Origin of the sequence: Bartonella sp. CB10SXKL (genome assembly GCF_042195515.1) — a bacterium.
Classification (GTDB): Bacteria; Pseudomonadota; Alphaproteobacteria; order Rhizobiales; family Rhizobiaceae; genus Bartonella.
Window position 1 is genome coordinate 143081 of record NZ_JBHION010000002.1, and the last position, 15933, is coordinate 159013.

A 15933-nucleotide genomic window follows, 5' to 3' on the forward strand; every position below is an offset into this window, starting at 1 on the left:
TTTTATTCCAATGCCAATTCCATTGCTCGTTTTGCCATTTCTGGAGACAACAGAAAACCATGTCTATAAAATCCATTAATAGAAATAAAGTTACCATCTTTATGCACAGAAGGGAAGTTATTAGGATAACATGGACGAACACCAACGCCAGATTCAATAATTTCTGCTTCAGCAAAAGCAGGATGTAAAGTATAAGCCGCGTTGAGCAGTTCCATCATTGATCTTACAGAGATTGCACCATCAAAGTCACTTTCAATCATCGTTGCACCAATCATAAAAATATTATCTTGTCGAGGTACAATGTAGAGAGGAAACCGTGGATGAAGAAGACGAATTGGACGCGAAATTTTAATATCGGTGCAGCGCACGAGAAGCATTTCACCACGTACGCCCCGTATATTTTTATCTTTTCCTAAACGTGCTATTCCTGTCGCATCAATAACAATATCAAATTTTTTTTCAGCTATTTCTACATCAACAAAACAGGCTCCATTGTTGAGAAGCTTTTCTTTTAAAGCCATAAGTGCTTTGCGAGGATCAATATGGGCTTCATTTTCATAAAAGAGTGCACAGTTAAAACGTTCCGCAAGATCTGGTTCAAGATGATCTATTTCTGTATTATCTACGGTTTTGTGATTATGCGTACGCACAGAAAATCGTTCAAGCTCTCCTCTATCTCGTGTAGGTGCAACCACTAAAGTGCCTTTTTGTATGACAAGGTTGGGGAGCGTTTTACGCCACCATTGTATAGCTTGTACACCAAGATCTTCAACAATTTGTTCTGCACTTTCCCTTTCACAGTAAGGTGCAAGCATTCCTCCTGCATACCAACTAGCACTTCCTATAGGTGAATGAGGGGGGGCCGATACAGTAACAGAAGCACCTTTTTGCTGTAACATAAAGGCAACTGTTAAGCCGCCTACACCTGCACCTTTGATAAGAATGTTCTTCAACTGTTTACTTTCTTTTTTTGAGGAGGAACAGTTTCCATATAAAGGTCACCATTTTTCTGATATTTTTCGGCCATGGCGATCATACCTTCCCCTTTTGTTTTTCTTATTGCAGCTGCCTCACGAATATCATGGGAAATACGCATAGAACAGAATTTTGGTCCACACATGGAACAAAAATGCACTAATTTATGGGCTTCTTTAGGCATTGTCTCATCATGAAAGGCACAGGCTGTTTCTGGATCAAGAGAAAGGTTAAATTGATCGTGCCATCTAAAATCAAATCGTGCACGCGAAAGAGCATTGTCGCGCAATTGTGCTCTAGGCAAACCTTTAGCAAGGTCAGCGGCATGAGCAGCAATTTTATAAGTGATCACACCAGTTTTTACATCATTCCTATCGGGGAGTCCTAGGTGTTCTTTAGGTGTTACATAACACAACATAGCAGTTCCAAACCATCCAATCATAGCGGCACCAATTGCTGATGTAATATGGTCATAACCAGGAGCAATGTCCGTTGTAAGAGGTCCCAAAGTATAAAAAGGCGCCTCATGACAAAGATCTAATTGTTGCTCCATATTTTCTTTAATTTTGTGCATTGGGACATGCCCAGGACCTTCAATCATAACCTGTACATCTTTTTTCCAAGCAATTTTTGTCAATTCTCCCAAAGTTTTAAGCTCTGCAAATTGGGCTTCATCATTGGCATCGGCAATAGAGCCAGGGCGCAATCCATCCCCCAATGAAAGAGAGATATCATATGTTTTTGCAACATCACAAATTTCATCAAAATGTTCATAGAGAAAGCTTTCTTTGTGATGATGGAGACACCATTTTGCCATAATAGAACCGCCTCGTGAAACAATACCTGTTACACGATCAATGGTCATAGGAATAAATGGTAATCTTAATCCTGCATGAATGGTAAAATAATCAACACCTTGCTCTGCTTGCTCAATAAGGGTATCACGGAAAATATCCCATGTTAAGTTTTCGGCAATACCCTGTACTTTTTCGAGTGCTTGATAAAGAGGGACTGTTCCGATGGGCACAGGAGAATTTCGGATAATCCATTCACGAATATTGTGAATATTTCGTCCTGTAGAGAGATCCATAACTGTATCTGCTCCCCAGCGAATGGCCCAAACCATTTTATCAACTTCTTCTTCCATAGATGACGTTACTGCTGAATTACCAATATTGGCATTAATTTTAACACGGAAATTACGCCCAATAATCATGGGTTCGCACTCTGGATGATTAATGTTTTGTGGAATAATGGCGCGTCCACAAGCAATTTCATTGCGAACAAATTCGGCAGTATAAATTTCTGGTATTGATCCAGAAAATGTTTCATTTGATGGTACATTCTGCCGTTCTTTTACTGCTAATCCTTCATTTTCTCGTATAGCCACATATTCCATTTCTTCGGTAATAATGCCTGCGCGTGCGTAAGCCATTTGTGTAATTGCTTTGCCATTTTTTGCTCGTAAAATAGGACGTTTTTGTTTAAAGGCTGGTGTAAGATTTTTATCAGAAGTCAATCCATTATCTTCAGGTTTAACTAATCGTGCAGGATAAGTTTCAGTATCATCCCGCTTAGAGAGCCAAGGTAAGCTAATTGCTGGCAAGCCTTTTGTAATATCAATGATCATATCTTTATCTGTATAGGGGCCAGAAGTATCGTAGACGTTTAAAGGTTTTTCACCACTGCCATCAGTCAGTGAAATTTCACGCAATGGTACGCGCACATCAGAAAAGAGAAGGCTCTGTTGATAAATTTTGCGTGAAGCGGGAAAGGGGCTACAACTGATTGATGGAGTATTTTTCTGCACAAACTTTTTCCTTATAGACACAGAGTTCAAAAATAGGTTGCGATGTTAATGGAGTTACGATGTTAATGGAGATGTATTCAAATTATCAATCACGAGCATCCGGGTGAATAGGAATAATATTGCTTTGTAGCAAAGAAAATCCAATACAGCTCAAGAAAAGTTATTTTGAAAATTGATACAATATCTATTCTAATATTTGCATGCCTCCTCCCACTTGAAGTATTTTTGTTAATACGAATATGGTTGGCTTAAATATCTATATTGTCAATCATAAAAATATATTTTAAACGATTTTGGTGTGTTTTTAAGAGTGTAAGAAGTGATAAACTATGATATTGAAGCTTTTATAAACCAGAATAAAGTTAAAAACGGATTATCAGGGAAAAAGTAGATAGTTTATGGCTCTGATTGAGATTTTTTTCATATTAAAATAATAACTCAGAATACCATAAGATTCTCTCATCATACATCTTTTCATATAAAATCACTTCCTTGCACGTCATAAGTGGGGGCGTATGGGGCAAAACACTTGAAGAAAGGAAGCCCAATGTCATTTAATGAATATTCTAAGATGTGAGGACTGTCAAAACGTGGGGGACAGTAAAATGTATAATGGGTTCCAGCTTGTATCTTCAAAAGCTTAACGCTGATGATCTATAATGGCTTACTATTTTATTATTGACGTGCGCTGTCGTAAAATAAAAGGAGTATATTTTGAGCAATATTTCTTTAAAAAGTGCGTAATATGCAATATCATTATATTTTGTTTGGAGCATTCTATTCTTCATGAGGGGGATGTTCCCATTAAGAATGCGATAAACAAAAGCGTAAAACAATACCTAATCTTTATTATTAAAAATAATATTGTTTTGAATGTTTTGAAAATCGTAAGCTGAATTAAAAAATGATGATGAAAATGAACAAAGGCTTTTTATCTTGAAATTTCATCAACAATTTTAAATAGTTGGAAGAGAGAGGAAAGCAAAAGGATGTATCTCAGCACAAAAGTATACGTAAATTCATTAATTAGTTTGCAATAGAAATGCGTGCAAAGCGCTGTGTTTTAGCTTAAGACGAGGTGAAAATTCATTTTCTGAGACATAAAGCTCTTTGTTTTCAAGGTAAAGTTATTCAAGTGTCATGTGATATCGTGCAACAATATTACAGATAAGAAATCACTAATTATATACAAAAAGCTTTCTAATTATAATGAAGTGCTCTTATTATTATAATACAACAAGAGAAAAATTGAGAAAATTTGCGTCAAAAAAAATTTTAAACACTAAAATAGGTAATAATTAAAATAAACACAAACAAAGAATTATTATAATGATGATTAATAAAGCCGAAAACCAATTTTTGAATAAGTAGGGAATTATGAGGAAGAGTAACCAAATTCCCACCAATATTACTATTATTAACAGTATTATAAATGGTAGCCATATAAAAGCTGCAGCTATACAGCCAGTGATGATTGGTGCACCCCAAAGATAGACAAATGTGTTGACAAGAGATTCATAAATAAATTCATTAGTGAATTATTTATCTGCAGTATCATAGCATTCTATAATCGCTTTGCATTACCCCACTCACATCATAAAACTCGTTATGCACCTTATGAAGGATATAAAAACAGCTTATCTTTTAAATCTTGTTAAAAAGATCATATTTAAGTAGTGCAATTATACTAAATAATGAGGTAAATGCTGGAAGGAATAGAAAAGGACACCTAAACTATTCTTTTTTCAATTCTACTGTAACGATTTTAAGCATCCCCCCAATGAAAAGATTGTAAACAAAAATCCTAATATACTGCATACGATAAGATCTCCAAAACTCATATTCCCATCTTTCTTTTTGAGTGTTGGTTTTGTTGATTCATCAATACGTATTATATTTTGTAGAATAGATCACATTTTATTCATGTATTGTAAGGTTATATATTAGCGTTATGTATGTAAAAAGTCTGGAATTTCTGAGTTTTTTATTACCTAAAGAAAATGTTTCTGACATTAGAAAATATAGCAATAACTTCAAAAACAGTAAAAATAACCCCATCGAGAGCTGGTAAAGGGTGTAGCTAATAAATGATGTATATTTTAAAGGGAAGATAGAAGTTCAAGGTGCAGAGAACACTGAAAATAAAGTCGGTAATGAGTGGAGAGGATATTTTATTTGGAAAAGACAAGCCATGGATAGTCCAATTGTCTGGCTACTTATGCAAGATTTTGTAAGGTGTTTTCTTTGATAGTTAAGGGTATAGCAAGTGTTAAATCGATGGAGCGTATTTTTTGTTTGGATTGATGAAGCAGATGAGTTAGAAAAACAGTTTAGAGAATGCTTTTTGATATTGCCATGAATTAAGAAGAACACCAATAATTGCAAGATGTTGTTTAGAATGATTTATTGTTCTTGCAAAAAAGATATACATATAATAATATATAGAGGCAGATGTGCTAAGTGTGGGAGGGGAAAAGTTGGTTATGGGGCGTTTAAAAAACAAGGATATTGTTCATAAAAATTGGGGGAGGGCGCTAGGTTATGCTTTTTAATTTTTTCCGGATCGGATACAACCTTCAAATTTTGTGAAGGTGTGTAGTGTTTCTTTAGTATTTCAAAGTATTTCTTTTCAGTTCAATGAAAGCGTGAGGAAATAGCCATATTGAATATATTCTCTATGATGTATTTAGATTGAACAAAAGCTTGTTCAAAAAAACATTGGTGATAATCCTGTAACACAATTTCAGGAATAAATTGAATAAAATAGAACAAAGTATCTGCATGTGAATAAAAACATAATGAAGCATGCAAAAAATTTGAAGCTAATTTTAAAATTTTAATACAAATGATAGCTAAAAGATAGAATTTCTTTGTTTAAAATATATGGTATAAAATATCGACGAGATAGATTTAAACTATTGAAAAAATAAAAAAAGATAATGTTTAAGTCAGAAACTTTCTATGTGGGTGATAAGTTATTACATTCAGTAATGGTTATATGAAATCCATAATAAGAAAAATTTTGAACAGTATTTATAAATTTTGCAACAAGATGCAAGATTTGAGAAATAATTATATAACAACAGCAAAGCAACAAAACAAGATACTGAGTAACCTCAAATGAGGTGGTTACATTACACATTAGAAGGGAAAGCATTAATACTAATGTTATGAAAAGCGTCTGGTGAATTTAGGTTATAAAATTGGAAGGAGTGAAGAGAGATAAAATGCGTAAATACGGATGGTACAGTGGTTATGATGTACCAATCAACAGCGGCCGCACATTTTAGTGCACAGAACGAGAAATTGTTAGAAAAACTATGAAAATAATGGGGGATTTAAAATGTCTAATATTTATGATTGGTCTCTAAAGGCTGATGAAAATGCTTATTCAGATAGTATCATTAATTGGGCAGAAGGTCAGCCGCCTAGTTCTGTTAATGATAGTGCACGGGCGATGATGCAGCGCGTACGTGAATATCTTGCAGATAATGGAGGATCTATTAATTCAAGCTTTACAGTAAATGTGGATGATAAAACAACATTAATTACTTTAAAGACAGTTTCGCCTATAAAGAAATACAACAATGATATCGTCATACGTTTTAAAGCTTGTGGTGTAAATATTGGCGCGACAACCATAACTGTTAATAATATAGGAGAAAAGCTTATCTATAAAGCCACTGATGTGGGGGTTATACCATTAGAAGGTGGAGAATTTCAAACAGATGGCATTTATGAAATGGTATACAATAATGGTGTTTTAATAAAAGAGCATGAGGGTTGGTATTTATTAAATCCTACACCACCAAAGATAGAAAGTTTTCCCGCTGGATTCATTGCAACATTTGCTATGCAAAATGTGCCAAATGGTTGGCTTTTATGTGATGGTAAGGCCTATAAGCGTGAAGATTATCCGCTGTTATTCAATGCAATAGGTGATAAATGGGGAAAAGACAGCAATAAAACTTTTAAAGTTCCTGATTTTAGAGGCATGTTTTTACGCGGCTTTGATAATGGTCGGGGTTTAGATGGTGGTAGAAAGTTTGCGGATGAACAACAAGATAGCATAAAATCGCATACGCATATTGGAAGCATTGAAAACGCAGGCGAGCATGCACACAATTTTGAGTATCAAGGGGTAGGCTGGCCCGTTGGTGATATTGGGAGACTCCCGAATCATTATACTTATAATACGACCCTGAAAGGGAGAACAGCTTCTGCTGGTGCACATACACACAAGGTAACTCTTTCCCATACGGGTGAGGCAGAAACGCGCCCTGTTAATACAACCGTTGTCTATGCTATAAAATCATGAGTATGGTCGGGTCCATAAATAATCTATAGACCTTGATAATTTTGTTAACGCGGAGCAATTCCGCGTTATTTTCTATGCATATGAAGAGGAAATCTATATTGTTAATAGGATACTTGAGAGAGTCAAAAAACAATTTAAAAATGATTAAAAGAAAGAGTTAAGGATATAATTTATTTTATAATTGTATGATAACATAGGGAAAATATGTAAAAATCATTTAAACTGTACCGTGAAGTGATCTAGAGATACATTTTTTCATAAGGTGTTTTGATAGGGGGTAAGGTGATAAAATTATTCAACCTGAGGCATAAATAAAGTACAATATTTTAACGTTTTTTTGTGCAAAAACAGCATACCCCCGTATGAGTTAATTCATCTTATAAAGATATCTCTCACCTTGTTGTCGATTTCATTTCTTTGCATTGCCATGGTGGAGGCTTTATCTGTAAATGATAGTACTCCTTGAGTGGAATCATCATTATGCTTGTGAAGCAGAAGACAAACGCTATTTCTATACTCTCTCCTCATCCCTATATTTCGCATTGTTTTTGCATTAGGGGGCTTACAAGAAGCGTTATTGAGTTTATTTTAAAGTTTTTATTCAATAGGTTAATTCTTTGTGATATGCCAATAAACAATTTTTTAATAGAAAGAGAAAAGTAAAAAATATTAGTATAAATTAATATTTATTTATAAAAAAAGTTAAAGTATATGTGTTATAAAGAAGATATTACTATTAAAGCTACAAACAAATCTTTTGTGGAGGGGAGAAAAGTACTTGATTTCTATATGGTCCTTAGAAGATATAAATAATACACCCGTTATTATAACAAAGGCATTTGTACGCATTTCTTGAATCATTTTTATAAAGATAAAAGTGATAGAAAGAGTAGGAAAACGCATATTTATGTTGTATAAATTCGTATTATCTAACAGTTTGATAGCAAAACAAAACTTCACATGTTTTTAGTTACGTAAAATCTTGAAAGATTTTAAACTGGTAGTTTTTTCAAAAAATATCTTTAGGGTGCTTGGTCTTCTTTTTTAATGATAGATGACAAAAAGGAGTTCATATAAAAATAAAAAAGATTCTTGAATATTTGCGTGTTTTATTTTGCTATGGACTTTAGTTTTTAGATTGAAGCCGACAGCTTAGAGATCTAATTTCATAGGAGGATGCCGTTTGAGGGAGTATAAAAGGGATATCTTCTTTAGGTAATTCAGAAACGTTTAAAGAACAATGATAAACATTGCGGAGATTTTGTGTTGTCAAAACATTAGTTGCATTTCCTTCGCAATAAATCTCACCTTCCTTGAGCAAGATCATGTTATCTGCATAATGTGCCGCGAGATTGAGGTCATGAAGAACAGCAAGAACGCCGCCACCAGAATAGGAAAATTGTTTAGCAATATCCATAACGATGATTTGATGTTGAATATCGAGGCTAGCAATAGGTTCATCTAATATCATCCAGCGAGGAATCCCATTATGAACAGGTTTCCAGACTTGGCAAAGTACACGGGCAAGTTGTACTCTAGCTTGTTCTCCGCCTGATAATTGGTGATAATACAGGTTGCCATAATCAGAAAGGTCAACGCACTCTAAAGCTTTCTGGATAAGATTTTGCAATTCGGCTGTGGCAAAGGTAAATTGGTTTACAGAAAGACCAAGTCCTACAACTTCATGGACTAAGAATGGAAATACGAGCGTTGTTGATTGTGGTAGTACAGCGCGCATTTTTGCCATTACATGAGTTTTTGTTTGGCATACATTATAACCATTTAAGGTTATTTTTCCACTGTAAGGAATTTCACCACTCAGAGCTTTGATAAAAGTACTTTTTCCTGATCCATTAGGACCAATAATAATGGTAAAAGCGCCACTTTTAGCTTGAAGATTAATGTGTTTAAGAATCTTCTTCTTTCCGCGCTGAACACAAATATTTGTCGCTTCAATCATGAAAAGTCTGTTCCTCGTTTGCATATAAGGATCCATAGAAAGAAAGGTGCACCAAAAAGTGCTGTTACAATCCCAATCGGCAATTCTGCGGGGGCAACAATTAAGCGTGCAAACATATCAGCAAAAATAAGTAATGCTGCTCCCAGGAGAGCAGAGCAAGGAATGAGATAGCGATGATCAGGACCTATGAGCTGACGTAAAATATGAGGAACAATAATACCAATAAAACCAATACCACCACTGACAGCAACAGCACTACCACACATAAGAGCAACAAGGGGAATAGCAATATTTTTGACGCGTTGAATATGGAAACCAATATGGCCAGCAACAGCTTCTCCAAGAGCAAGGGCATTAAGTGCTCGTGATAAAAAGGGAGAGAAAAGAAGACCAATAACGATAAAAGGAAGAACGAGCCATACTTTTAACCATGTAGCGCCCGCAAGAGAGCCAAGACTCCAAAAAGTGATATCGCGCAGTTGTTGGTCATTTGCGACAAAAATCAATGTTCCGACAACTGCACTGCTTAATGCACCAAGAGCAATACCAGCAAGCAGCATGGTTGCAATAGAGGTAAAGCTATTATGCGTTGCTATTATGTAGAGAATAATCGTTGATAAAAGTCCACCAAAAAAAGCACCTATGATAACTTTATAAGGCTCTAGAAAAGGTGCAAATGAAACAGGAAAAGCAATGCCGACAACAATTGCTAAGACTGCTCCAAGTCCAGCACCTGCTGATACACCTACAATTCCGGGATCTGCAAGAGGATTACGAAAAAGCCCTTGCATAAGAACACCGGAGACAGCTAAAGCTGCTCCAATCAATAATCCCAAGATAACACGGGGAAGCCTTATGTCTATGAGCACGAGGTAATCACGCGTTTTACTACTTACCGAAAAATCTTGTGTAAGCATCACATGGAGGAGATCAACGAAAGAAACTTTTGCAGCACCATTCAAGAGCCCACCAAAAATACTGAAGATAAGGAAGATTATTAAGCTTAATAATAAAATCTTCCCCTGCTTTGAACGGCTTATTTTTTTACCTTCTTTTGCTTCAGGTAAATGCATCATGGATGTACCGTCTACCATTTTTATCAGCTCTTACCGTTTTGATTTGCACCATAAAGTATCTCAATAAGCTCTCTTGATGCGTCTGCAGTGCGTGGACCAAATCCCAAAAAATACATGGCATCCATCTGTTTTATGGCATGATTTTTTGCTGCAGTTGTTGCTTGAACTGCCGGTATGGCTAAAATCTTATCAATGCTGGTTGATCTTGCACCATGTTTTACAAGCAAAATAACATCGGGATCTGATTTCAATAATGCTTCGCCGTTGAGAAGTTTATATCCTTTATAATCGGTGATAGCATTGATAGCGCCTGAAAGTTTTATCATACTATCAGCTGCAGTACCTGTTCCAGATGCCATGACGCGTCCATTTTGCACAGAGAAAACAAAAAGAACACGCTTTGGTCTTGTTACTTTCGCCAAAAGCGCATCGTTGTCTAAAAAATTACGCTTCAATTTCTCAATTAACGCAGCCGCTTGCACTTCCCGATGAATGGCTTGACCAACGAGGCGAATCTTTTCTATCACATTTTCACGGGAGTAGTCTTCTGGTATAATCACCAGAGGTATCGATGTTTTTTTGAGAATATCAATTGTTGAAGCGGGACCGCTTCCTTCAACAAGCAATATACCCTCTGGAGCAAGAGATAAAACACCCTCAGGTGAAAGAGCACGCATATATCCAAGCACAGGAAGCTTGAGCGCTTCTTGTGGGTAGACACTTGTACTATCACGGGCGACAAGTTGATCTTGGGCTCCTAATGCATAGACAATTTCTGTAAGTGCTCCGCCGATAGAAACAATTCGAGCATTTTCAGGAAAACGCGTTGCAGGTTCAGCAATTACTTGTTTAGAAAAACAAGTAAGAGAGAGCAGTAAACACATAAGAAAAAGGTTTGATAACCTATGTAAAAGAGATATGAACATGTCCAACCTTACCTTATCTTAGTTACTGCTGTTTTCTTGGCATGATGGCAAACTATTCAATAAAGAGCGCCAATCGTCACGTTCTTTTTGTCCCTCCTTGCGTACGCCAAAGAATTGAATAACCATCTCATCAGCTTTATCGAAAACTTCAAGTGAGCTGACATACCCATCAATCGTAGGCTTGCGAACACGCCATACCTTATAAAATCCAGAAACGAGTAAATGGAGGTGAAATTTCTGATCGAGAACATTAAGCCAAGGTCCCATTTGCTTAATGTTCTTTACTTGCCCAGTGAAAATTTGAATACATCCTTTATTACCAACAAAACACATAATTGGTAACTCTTGTTGTGCAACTTGTCTGAGCATCATTTCAACAGCTTCTATTTTTAACTCATCGGCAAACTCATTTCCGACATGTTTTACAGCATCATGTCGATTAATTTTCAGTTCAGAAATAATCTCATGAAGTTGATGCACATCAGTCATCTGGCGCCAACGATCTCGGAACTTTTCAACATCCAGCTTTGTCGTATCACATTGTACTGGAGTAAGAACGGGAGAAATATCAAGTACAGGTGATTGATCGTCATGAAGCAACTTTTCAACAAGTGCAGCCCATTCATCCATATTTGTTGCGTCTTTAGAATAGAGTTTGAAAATGGCAATGCCATATTGATCAAAGAATTGCAAACTTTTCATAGGTGTTCCGAGAATAATCACATCATGCTCGAAACCAAACTTCCATTTTTTTGAAAAAACACGCAAGTCAATTTCACCGAGTGTTATCGGGATATGCTGGCTTTGAACAATTTTCTCAAAACATCCTGTTATTTCATGGACAGCATTATCATTCCGTGTCAATGCCATAACTGTGCCAAGTTTAGGAGCATTTTCCAAGAGAGTAGCGACATCAGCGCGTAGTTTTTTTGCTTTTCCAATTGTACAATAAGCCGCAATGAGTTCTGCTTCGGATATACCAATAGAGTCCGCGAAATCGCGGTTACGCATCTCTTTTTTTTCTTCACGCAAGCGAATAATCATTTCGGCTGTGTATGACATGGGCTTATCCTTATGTTACCTGTTTGAGGGTTAATTGTTTAATTTTTCAACTCAAAGACAGTAAGTCGAACCACTATCAACTAATGGTTCAACCTACTACCAAATAAGCCCTTTTTTTATTAACAGTAGAACAATAAAAACCGATAAATTACAAAAAGCTAAAGCTTAAACCTCAAAATCTGTTGTTTAGAGAACAAGAAGAACAGAAACACAATAACTTATTCTTTATCGATCTAACCTTTTTAATTGATCTAATGGTTAACAAAAGTAACTAAAATTTTTGCACGAACGAAACTTTAAAGTTGCGACCAGGCTGAGTATAATAATCCTTCGGCGTTGAGCTTTCACCGGAAGGAAGATCTGATACATTCCAATATTTTTGATTGAACAGATTATAAACACCAGCCCTTATAACAGGACCCTTTTCACCAAATGGCTTCAACCAACCTGACACATCAATAATATTATAACCTGGAATTTTTTGATAGTCCGATTCCTTAGCAACTTTATCGCGTTTGGCAGATGAGGTAAGAACAACGTCTGCTCCCCAGATTTCTTTTGCATATCCGATCCCAACAATCGCTTTTAAAGCTGGAATTGAGTTAAGATATTCATCTTTATCAAGATCTTTTCCTTGCGAATAGGCAAGAGCAAAATTGCTATGGAATCCACCATTAAGAGCCAAATGTATTTTGGCTTCAGCACCATAAATACGCACATTCGCACGATTTATGTAATGGCGACGCGCAAATTTGAATTCCTCTGATGGCCCTTTATCTATAGTATCTATGAAGTCCTTGTATTGATTAAAAAAGGCACTGACTGAACCGCCGAAATTTCCATTTCCATACCTTATACCAACATCATATCCATTGCTTGTTTCTGCTTTAAGATCAGGGTTTCCCTTCACATAATAAGCAGAGGGTTTTATATAAGAGACATAAAGTTCTGGAATACGTGGTGCACGAAAAGCTTGCGCCCATTGAGCATAAAGTGTTACTTGATTACGAACATCCAGCTCCATACGTAATTTGGGAGAAAAACGTGAACCATTTCTTTCTGGAGGAAATTTGTCAGAAATCAGAGCTTTCTCATAAGAGGACGTTTTTTGAGGGATATATTTAAACCAATCATAACGAACTCCAGGTGTTATACGGAAATGGTTATCAGCAAAGCCAATTTCATCTTCGAAAACAAAACCCAAATTATAGCCATTCGCATCTGGTGAATCTGACCGATTAGCGGGTACAAAGAGACAGCCCCGTGCATTTTCCGCCAAATGACAATTATCTTTCCCTAACAAATAATGATGAAATTTAGATGATAAAACATTAGTGGCAATCTTTAACGTATGATCTACAGTGCCAATATGAACTTTCTTGAGAGCATCAGCATTGAAACCATAATTGGTATTACGTAAAAAATTATCTCTCAAAAAATCCCCTTTGGGGGCCCTAACACGAAATCCGGTCAGAATATGACGATTTGACTGTCTTTGCCAATAAATCTGCCCACGAAATGCATCAAAAAGTGCTTCTTCATTGCCGTTATAGTCATAAGAAAGAGAAAGGCGTTCACGAAGTTTGTCGTCCTTATCATAAACGGAACCTGGAGCATATCTTTTAGACGCATCCAATGAATGTGTATCAATGGTGTGACCAAAACGCTCGGCGGTAAAACCAAGTCGGTGATTATCATCAAGGTATTGGTGAATTTTAAAGAGCAAATTATTTTGATCAAAATGAGCAGGGTTTTTACGTGTGCGCTCTCCATAGCCCTCTAAGGTTCCCATATTTTTGCGCTCATGACCTTCTGCATAAGAACCTTGGAAAAGCAAAAACGTTTGTTGAGCACGCATTGCAACAGCTTGATCTACGTGCCAACTATTATCAACAGAATGATAACCACCTTTTATAAGACCACCCCAATTTTTTTCTTCTGTGATAAGATCTTCAGGATCAAGGGTACGCAAAGCAACAATTCCTCCTAGCGCACCAGATCCATAAAGGCTAGAATCCGATCCTTGAATAATATCAAGTGTGGAAAGTGCACCAAAATCAAACGTTGTGTTACCACTATTTCCGCGGAATATATCGTCCAACCATGGAAGAACGATACCATCCATTGTTGTAAGAATACGGCTTGCCTCTAAACCACGAATGACAAAACTGTTATTCCCTGGGTTATAGGATACGGATGGATCAAGGCGATTAATATCATAGGCATCAGTTATTTGTTTTTCACGAATATCTTTCGCGGTTTTTCGACTCGTCAAAATAGTGACCGAATCCAAGGCCGTCCCTATTTTTTTCTCTTCAATAACAATTGGTTTGAGTTCAGTGACAGAAGCTCCATCATTACTTCGTGCGAAAACAAATGAAGGTATACAGACCGATAATGCACTTAAAATCACACAGCTTTTATAGATATTTTTTCGTCTTATTTGCATAACACATCACAACCCTTTTAACGTCCCCTCTCTGTTTTGAAATTTTATTTACATACAAAAAGGCTGGACCCGCTGATTAAAACTTGCCAGCCAAGTAGAAATGATTTTGAAAACAACACAAAATCACTGGAAAACCATATTAAACATGACAAAATCAGTCAAGAAAAAAGTTGCAATTTCAAAATAGCCTGTTTTAATGAGATTGAACACCAATATTAAGCTTAAAATAGTGGCAGAAAAAACGATGAATTTTGCAAATACGAAGCAATTATTAACTCTTTGGATTGGTGCATTTGTTGGAGCTTTCTTTTTGCATGTATTATTGGGAGCGCAGTTTTATTTTCAAAGTATTGGTGTAAGTAATGGCTTGCTCTCGTCGGAGATTATGCTGACTTTTGCGCAAGAAACTGTATATCCGGATGTTGATACAGACTTGCCAGATATTCATACAGAGTCGGATATTAATACAGAGCCAGAAGTATTACAGTCTGATCTCCTAGAGCAGGAGTTAGAAGGATTGCAATCCGTGGATGAAGTTCAATCGCAAGAACCTCAGCATATAGTAAAACAGGATGACTTAAAGTCTTTAGAAGACCCCCTTCCTCAAAAAGTGGAGCATAAAGCGTTTATCAAAAAAACAATACCGATGCCAAAGGCTGTAGTAAAGCGCTCCAATACAAAGGCGGTACGTTCTTCTTCCACCAATAAGGGCGGTGGTACAGCAGGGACTGAAGATATGTTGTTAATGGAGTGGTTAGCAAAGGTACAGTCACAATTAGAAAGGCAAAAAAATTATATTGTGGGACAGCGTACCAGTCATACAAAAGGAACGGTGAAGTTAGAATTTATGGTACATGAGCAGGGGAGTATTTTTTCTAGTCGTGTAGCAGTCTCTGCTGGTGATCCGGAACTTGATCGATTAGCGATGGCGGCACTTCAACGCATTGGTTCTTTTCCACCACCACCACCATCAAAAGTGAATAAAACAATCAGAGTATCCCTAATATTTAGCTGATTTCTTATGCGGGGCGATTTTCTTATAATATATTGATTTATAATGATTGTTTATAATTTTAATGAAAGTTAAAATATAGTTTGTTCTAATTTTTTTGACGTTGAATTAATCAAAACCATTCGCTTACTTATGATATAAGTTGAGGGGGGAGCATGAATAAAAACTTCTAAAAAGCAGCGAATATACTTCTTATGAATGCTCTAAATGAAAGGGTTGTTGCAACATTGGGAGTTATGGGATGATAGAGCTATAGCTTTTATTAAGTAATTAAGTAAAGGTTAATCGTATCTAATCGATTTTTATACCGTTCGTGAGAGGATTTTCGTAAGTACTTTCCAGATA

At 36.3% G+C, this 15933-nt stretch carries 9 protein-coding genes; 2 read left to right on the forward strand and 7 right to left on the reverse strand.

Annotation, left to right across the window (positions count from 1 at the left end):
• Positions 1–2: 2 nt before the first annotated feature.
• Both thiO and thiC read right to left on the reverse strand, forming a co-directional pair.
• On the reverse strand, positions 3–953 hold the full coding sequence (gene thiO, locus ACFIK3_RS01825; RefSeq protein ID WP_375676177.1) for a glycine oxidase ThiO: 951 nt from the start codon (positions 951–953) through the stop codon (positions 3–5).
• Positions 950–2785: a phosphomethylpyrimidine synthase ThiC gene (gene thiC / locus ACFIK3_RS01830; protein WP_273791113.1), complete on the reverse strand. Its 1836-nt coding sequence runs from the start codon at positions 2783–2785 to the stop codon at positions 950–952. Before thiC ends, thiO begins: the two co-directional genes overlap by 4 nt.
• 3343 nt (positions 2786–6128) lie before the next feature.
• On the opposite strand from thiC, the gene ACFIK3_RS01835 reads away from it, so the two are divergent.
• On the forward strand, positions 6129–7103 hold the full coding sequence (locus ACFIK3_RS01835; RefSeq protein WP_375630802.1) for a tail fiber protein: 975 nt from the start codon (positions 6129–6131) through the stop codon (positions 7101–7103).
• 1126 nt (positions 7104–8229) lie between these two features.
• Here ACFIK3_RS01835 and ACFIK3_RS01840 read toward each other — a convergent pair.
• From ACFIK3_RS01840 to ACFIK3_RS01860, 5 genes are all read right to left on the reverse strand, one after another.
• Positions 8230–9063: a heme ABC transporter ATP-binding protein gene (locus ACFIK3_RS01840; protein ID WP_375637393.1), complete on the reverse strand. Its 834-nt coding sequence runs from the start codon at positions 9061–9063 to the stop codon at positions 8230–8232.
• Positions 9060–10157, reverse strand: a complete 1098-nt coding sequence (locus ACFIK3_RS01845) for a FecCD family ABC transporter permease (RefSeq protein ID WP_375630798.1) — start codon at positions 10155–10157, stop codon at positions 9060–9062. The genes ACFIK3_RS01840 and ACFIK3_RS01845 overlap by 4 nt, the downstream gene beginning before the upstream one ends.
• 5 nt (positions 10158–10162) lie before the next feature.
• A complete protein-coding gene (locus ACFIK3_RS01850; RefSeq protein ID WP_273791109.1) occupies positions 10163–11065 on the reverse strand; it encodes a hemin ABC transporter substrate-binding protein in 903 nt (300 codons plus the stop codon).
• 18 nt (positions 11066–11083) lie between these two features.
• Positions 11084–12127 (reverse strand): hemin-degrading factor, encoded by a 1044-nt coding sequence (locus ACFIK3_RS01855; RefSeq protein WP_375659685.1) that lies wholly within the window; start codon positions 12125–12127, stop codon positions 11084–11086.
• Between the two features lie 271 nt (positions 12128–12398).
• On the reverse strand, positions 12399–14576 hold the full coding sequence (locus ACFIK3_RS01860; RefSeq protein ID WP_375676178.1) for a TonB-dependent hemoglobin/transferrin/lactoferrin family receptor: 2178 nt from the start codon (positions 14574–14576) through the stop codon (positions 12399–12401).
• A 244-nt stretch (positions 14577–14820) separates the two neighbouring features.
• Between ACFIK3_RS01860 and ACFIK3_RS01865 the strand changes: the two genes are divergently transcribed.
• On the forward strand, positions 14821–15591 hold the full coding sequence (locus ACFIK3_RS01865; protein WP_273791122.1) for an energy transducer TonB: 771 nt from the start codon (positions 14821–14823) through the stop codon (positions 15589–15591).
• Positions 15592–15933 lie beyond the last annotated feature (342 nt).

Excerpts from the sequence above, each read along its gene's own strand:
- ACFIK3_RS01850 (WP_273791109.1), bottom strand. The coding sequence starts at position 11,065 with ATGTTCATATCTCTTTTACATAGGTTATCAAACCTTTTTCTTATGTGT.
- ACFIK3_RS01840 (WP_375637393.1), bottom strand. The coding sequence starts at position 9,063 with ATGATTGAAGCGACAAATATTTGTGTTCAGCGCGGAAAGAAGAAGATT.
- ACFIK3_RS01845 (WP_375630798.1), bottom strand. The coding sequence starts at position 10,157 with ATGGTAGACGGTACATCCATGATGCATTTACCTGAAGCAAAAGAAGGT.
- ACFIK3_RS01865 (WP_273791122.1), top strand. The coding sequence starts at position 14,821 with ATGAATTTTGCAAATACGAAGCAATTATTAACTCTTTGGATTGGTGCA.
- ACFIK3_RS01835 (WP_375630802.1), top strand. The coding sequence starts at position 6,129 with ATGTCTAATATTTATGATTGGTCTCTAAAGGCTGATGAAAATGCTTAT.
- ACFIK3_RS01855 (WP_375659685.1), bottom strand. The coding sequence starts at position 12,127 with ATGTCATACACAGCCGAAATGATTATTCGCTTGCGTGAAGAAAAAAAA.
- ACFIK3_RS01860 (WP_375676178.1), bottom strand. The coding sequence starts at position 14,576 with ATGCAAATAAGACGAAAAAATATCTATAAAAGCTGTGTGATTTTAAGT.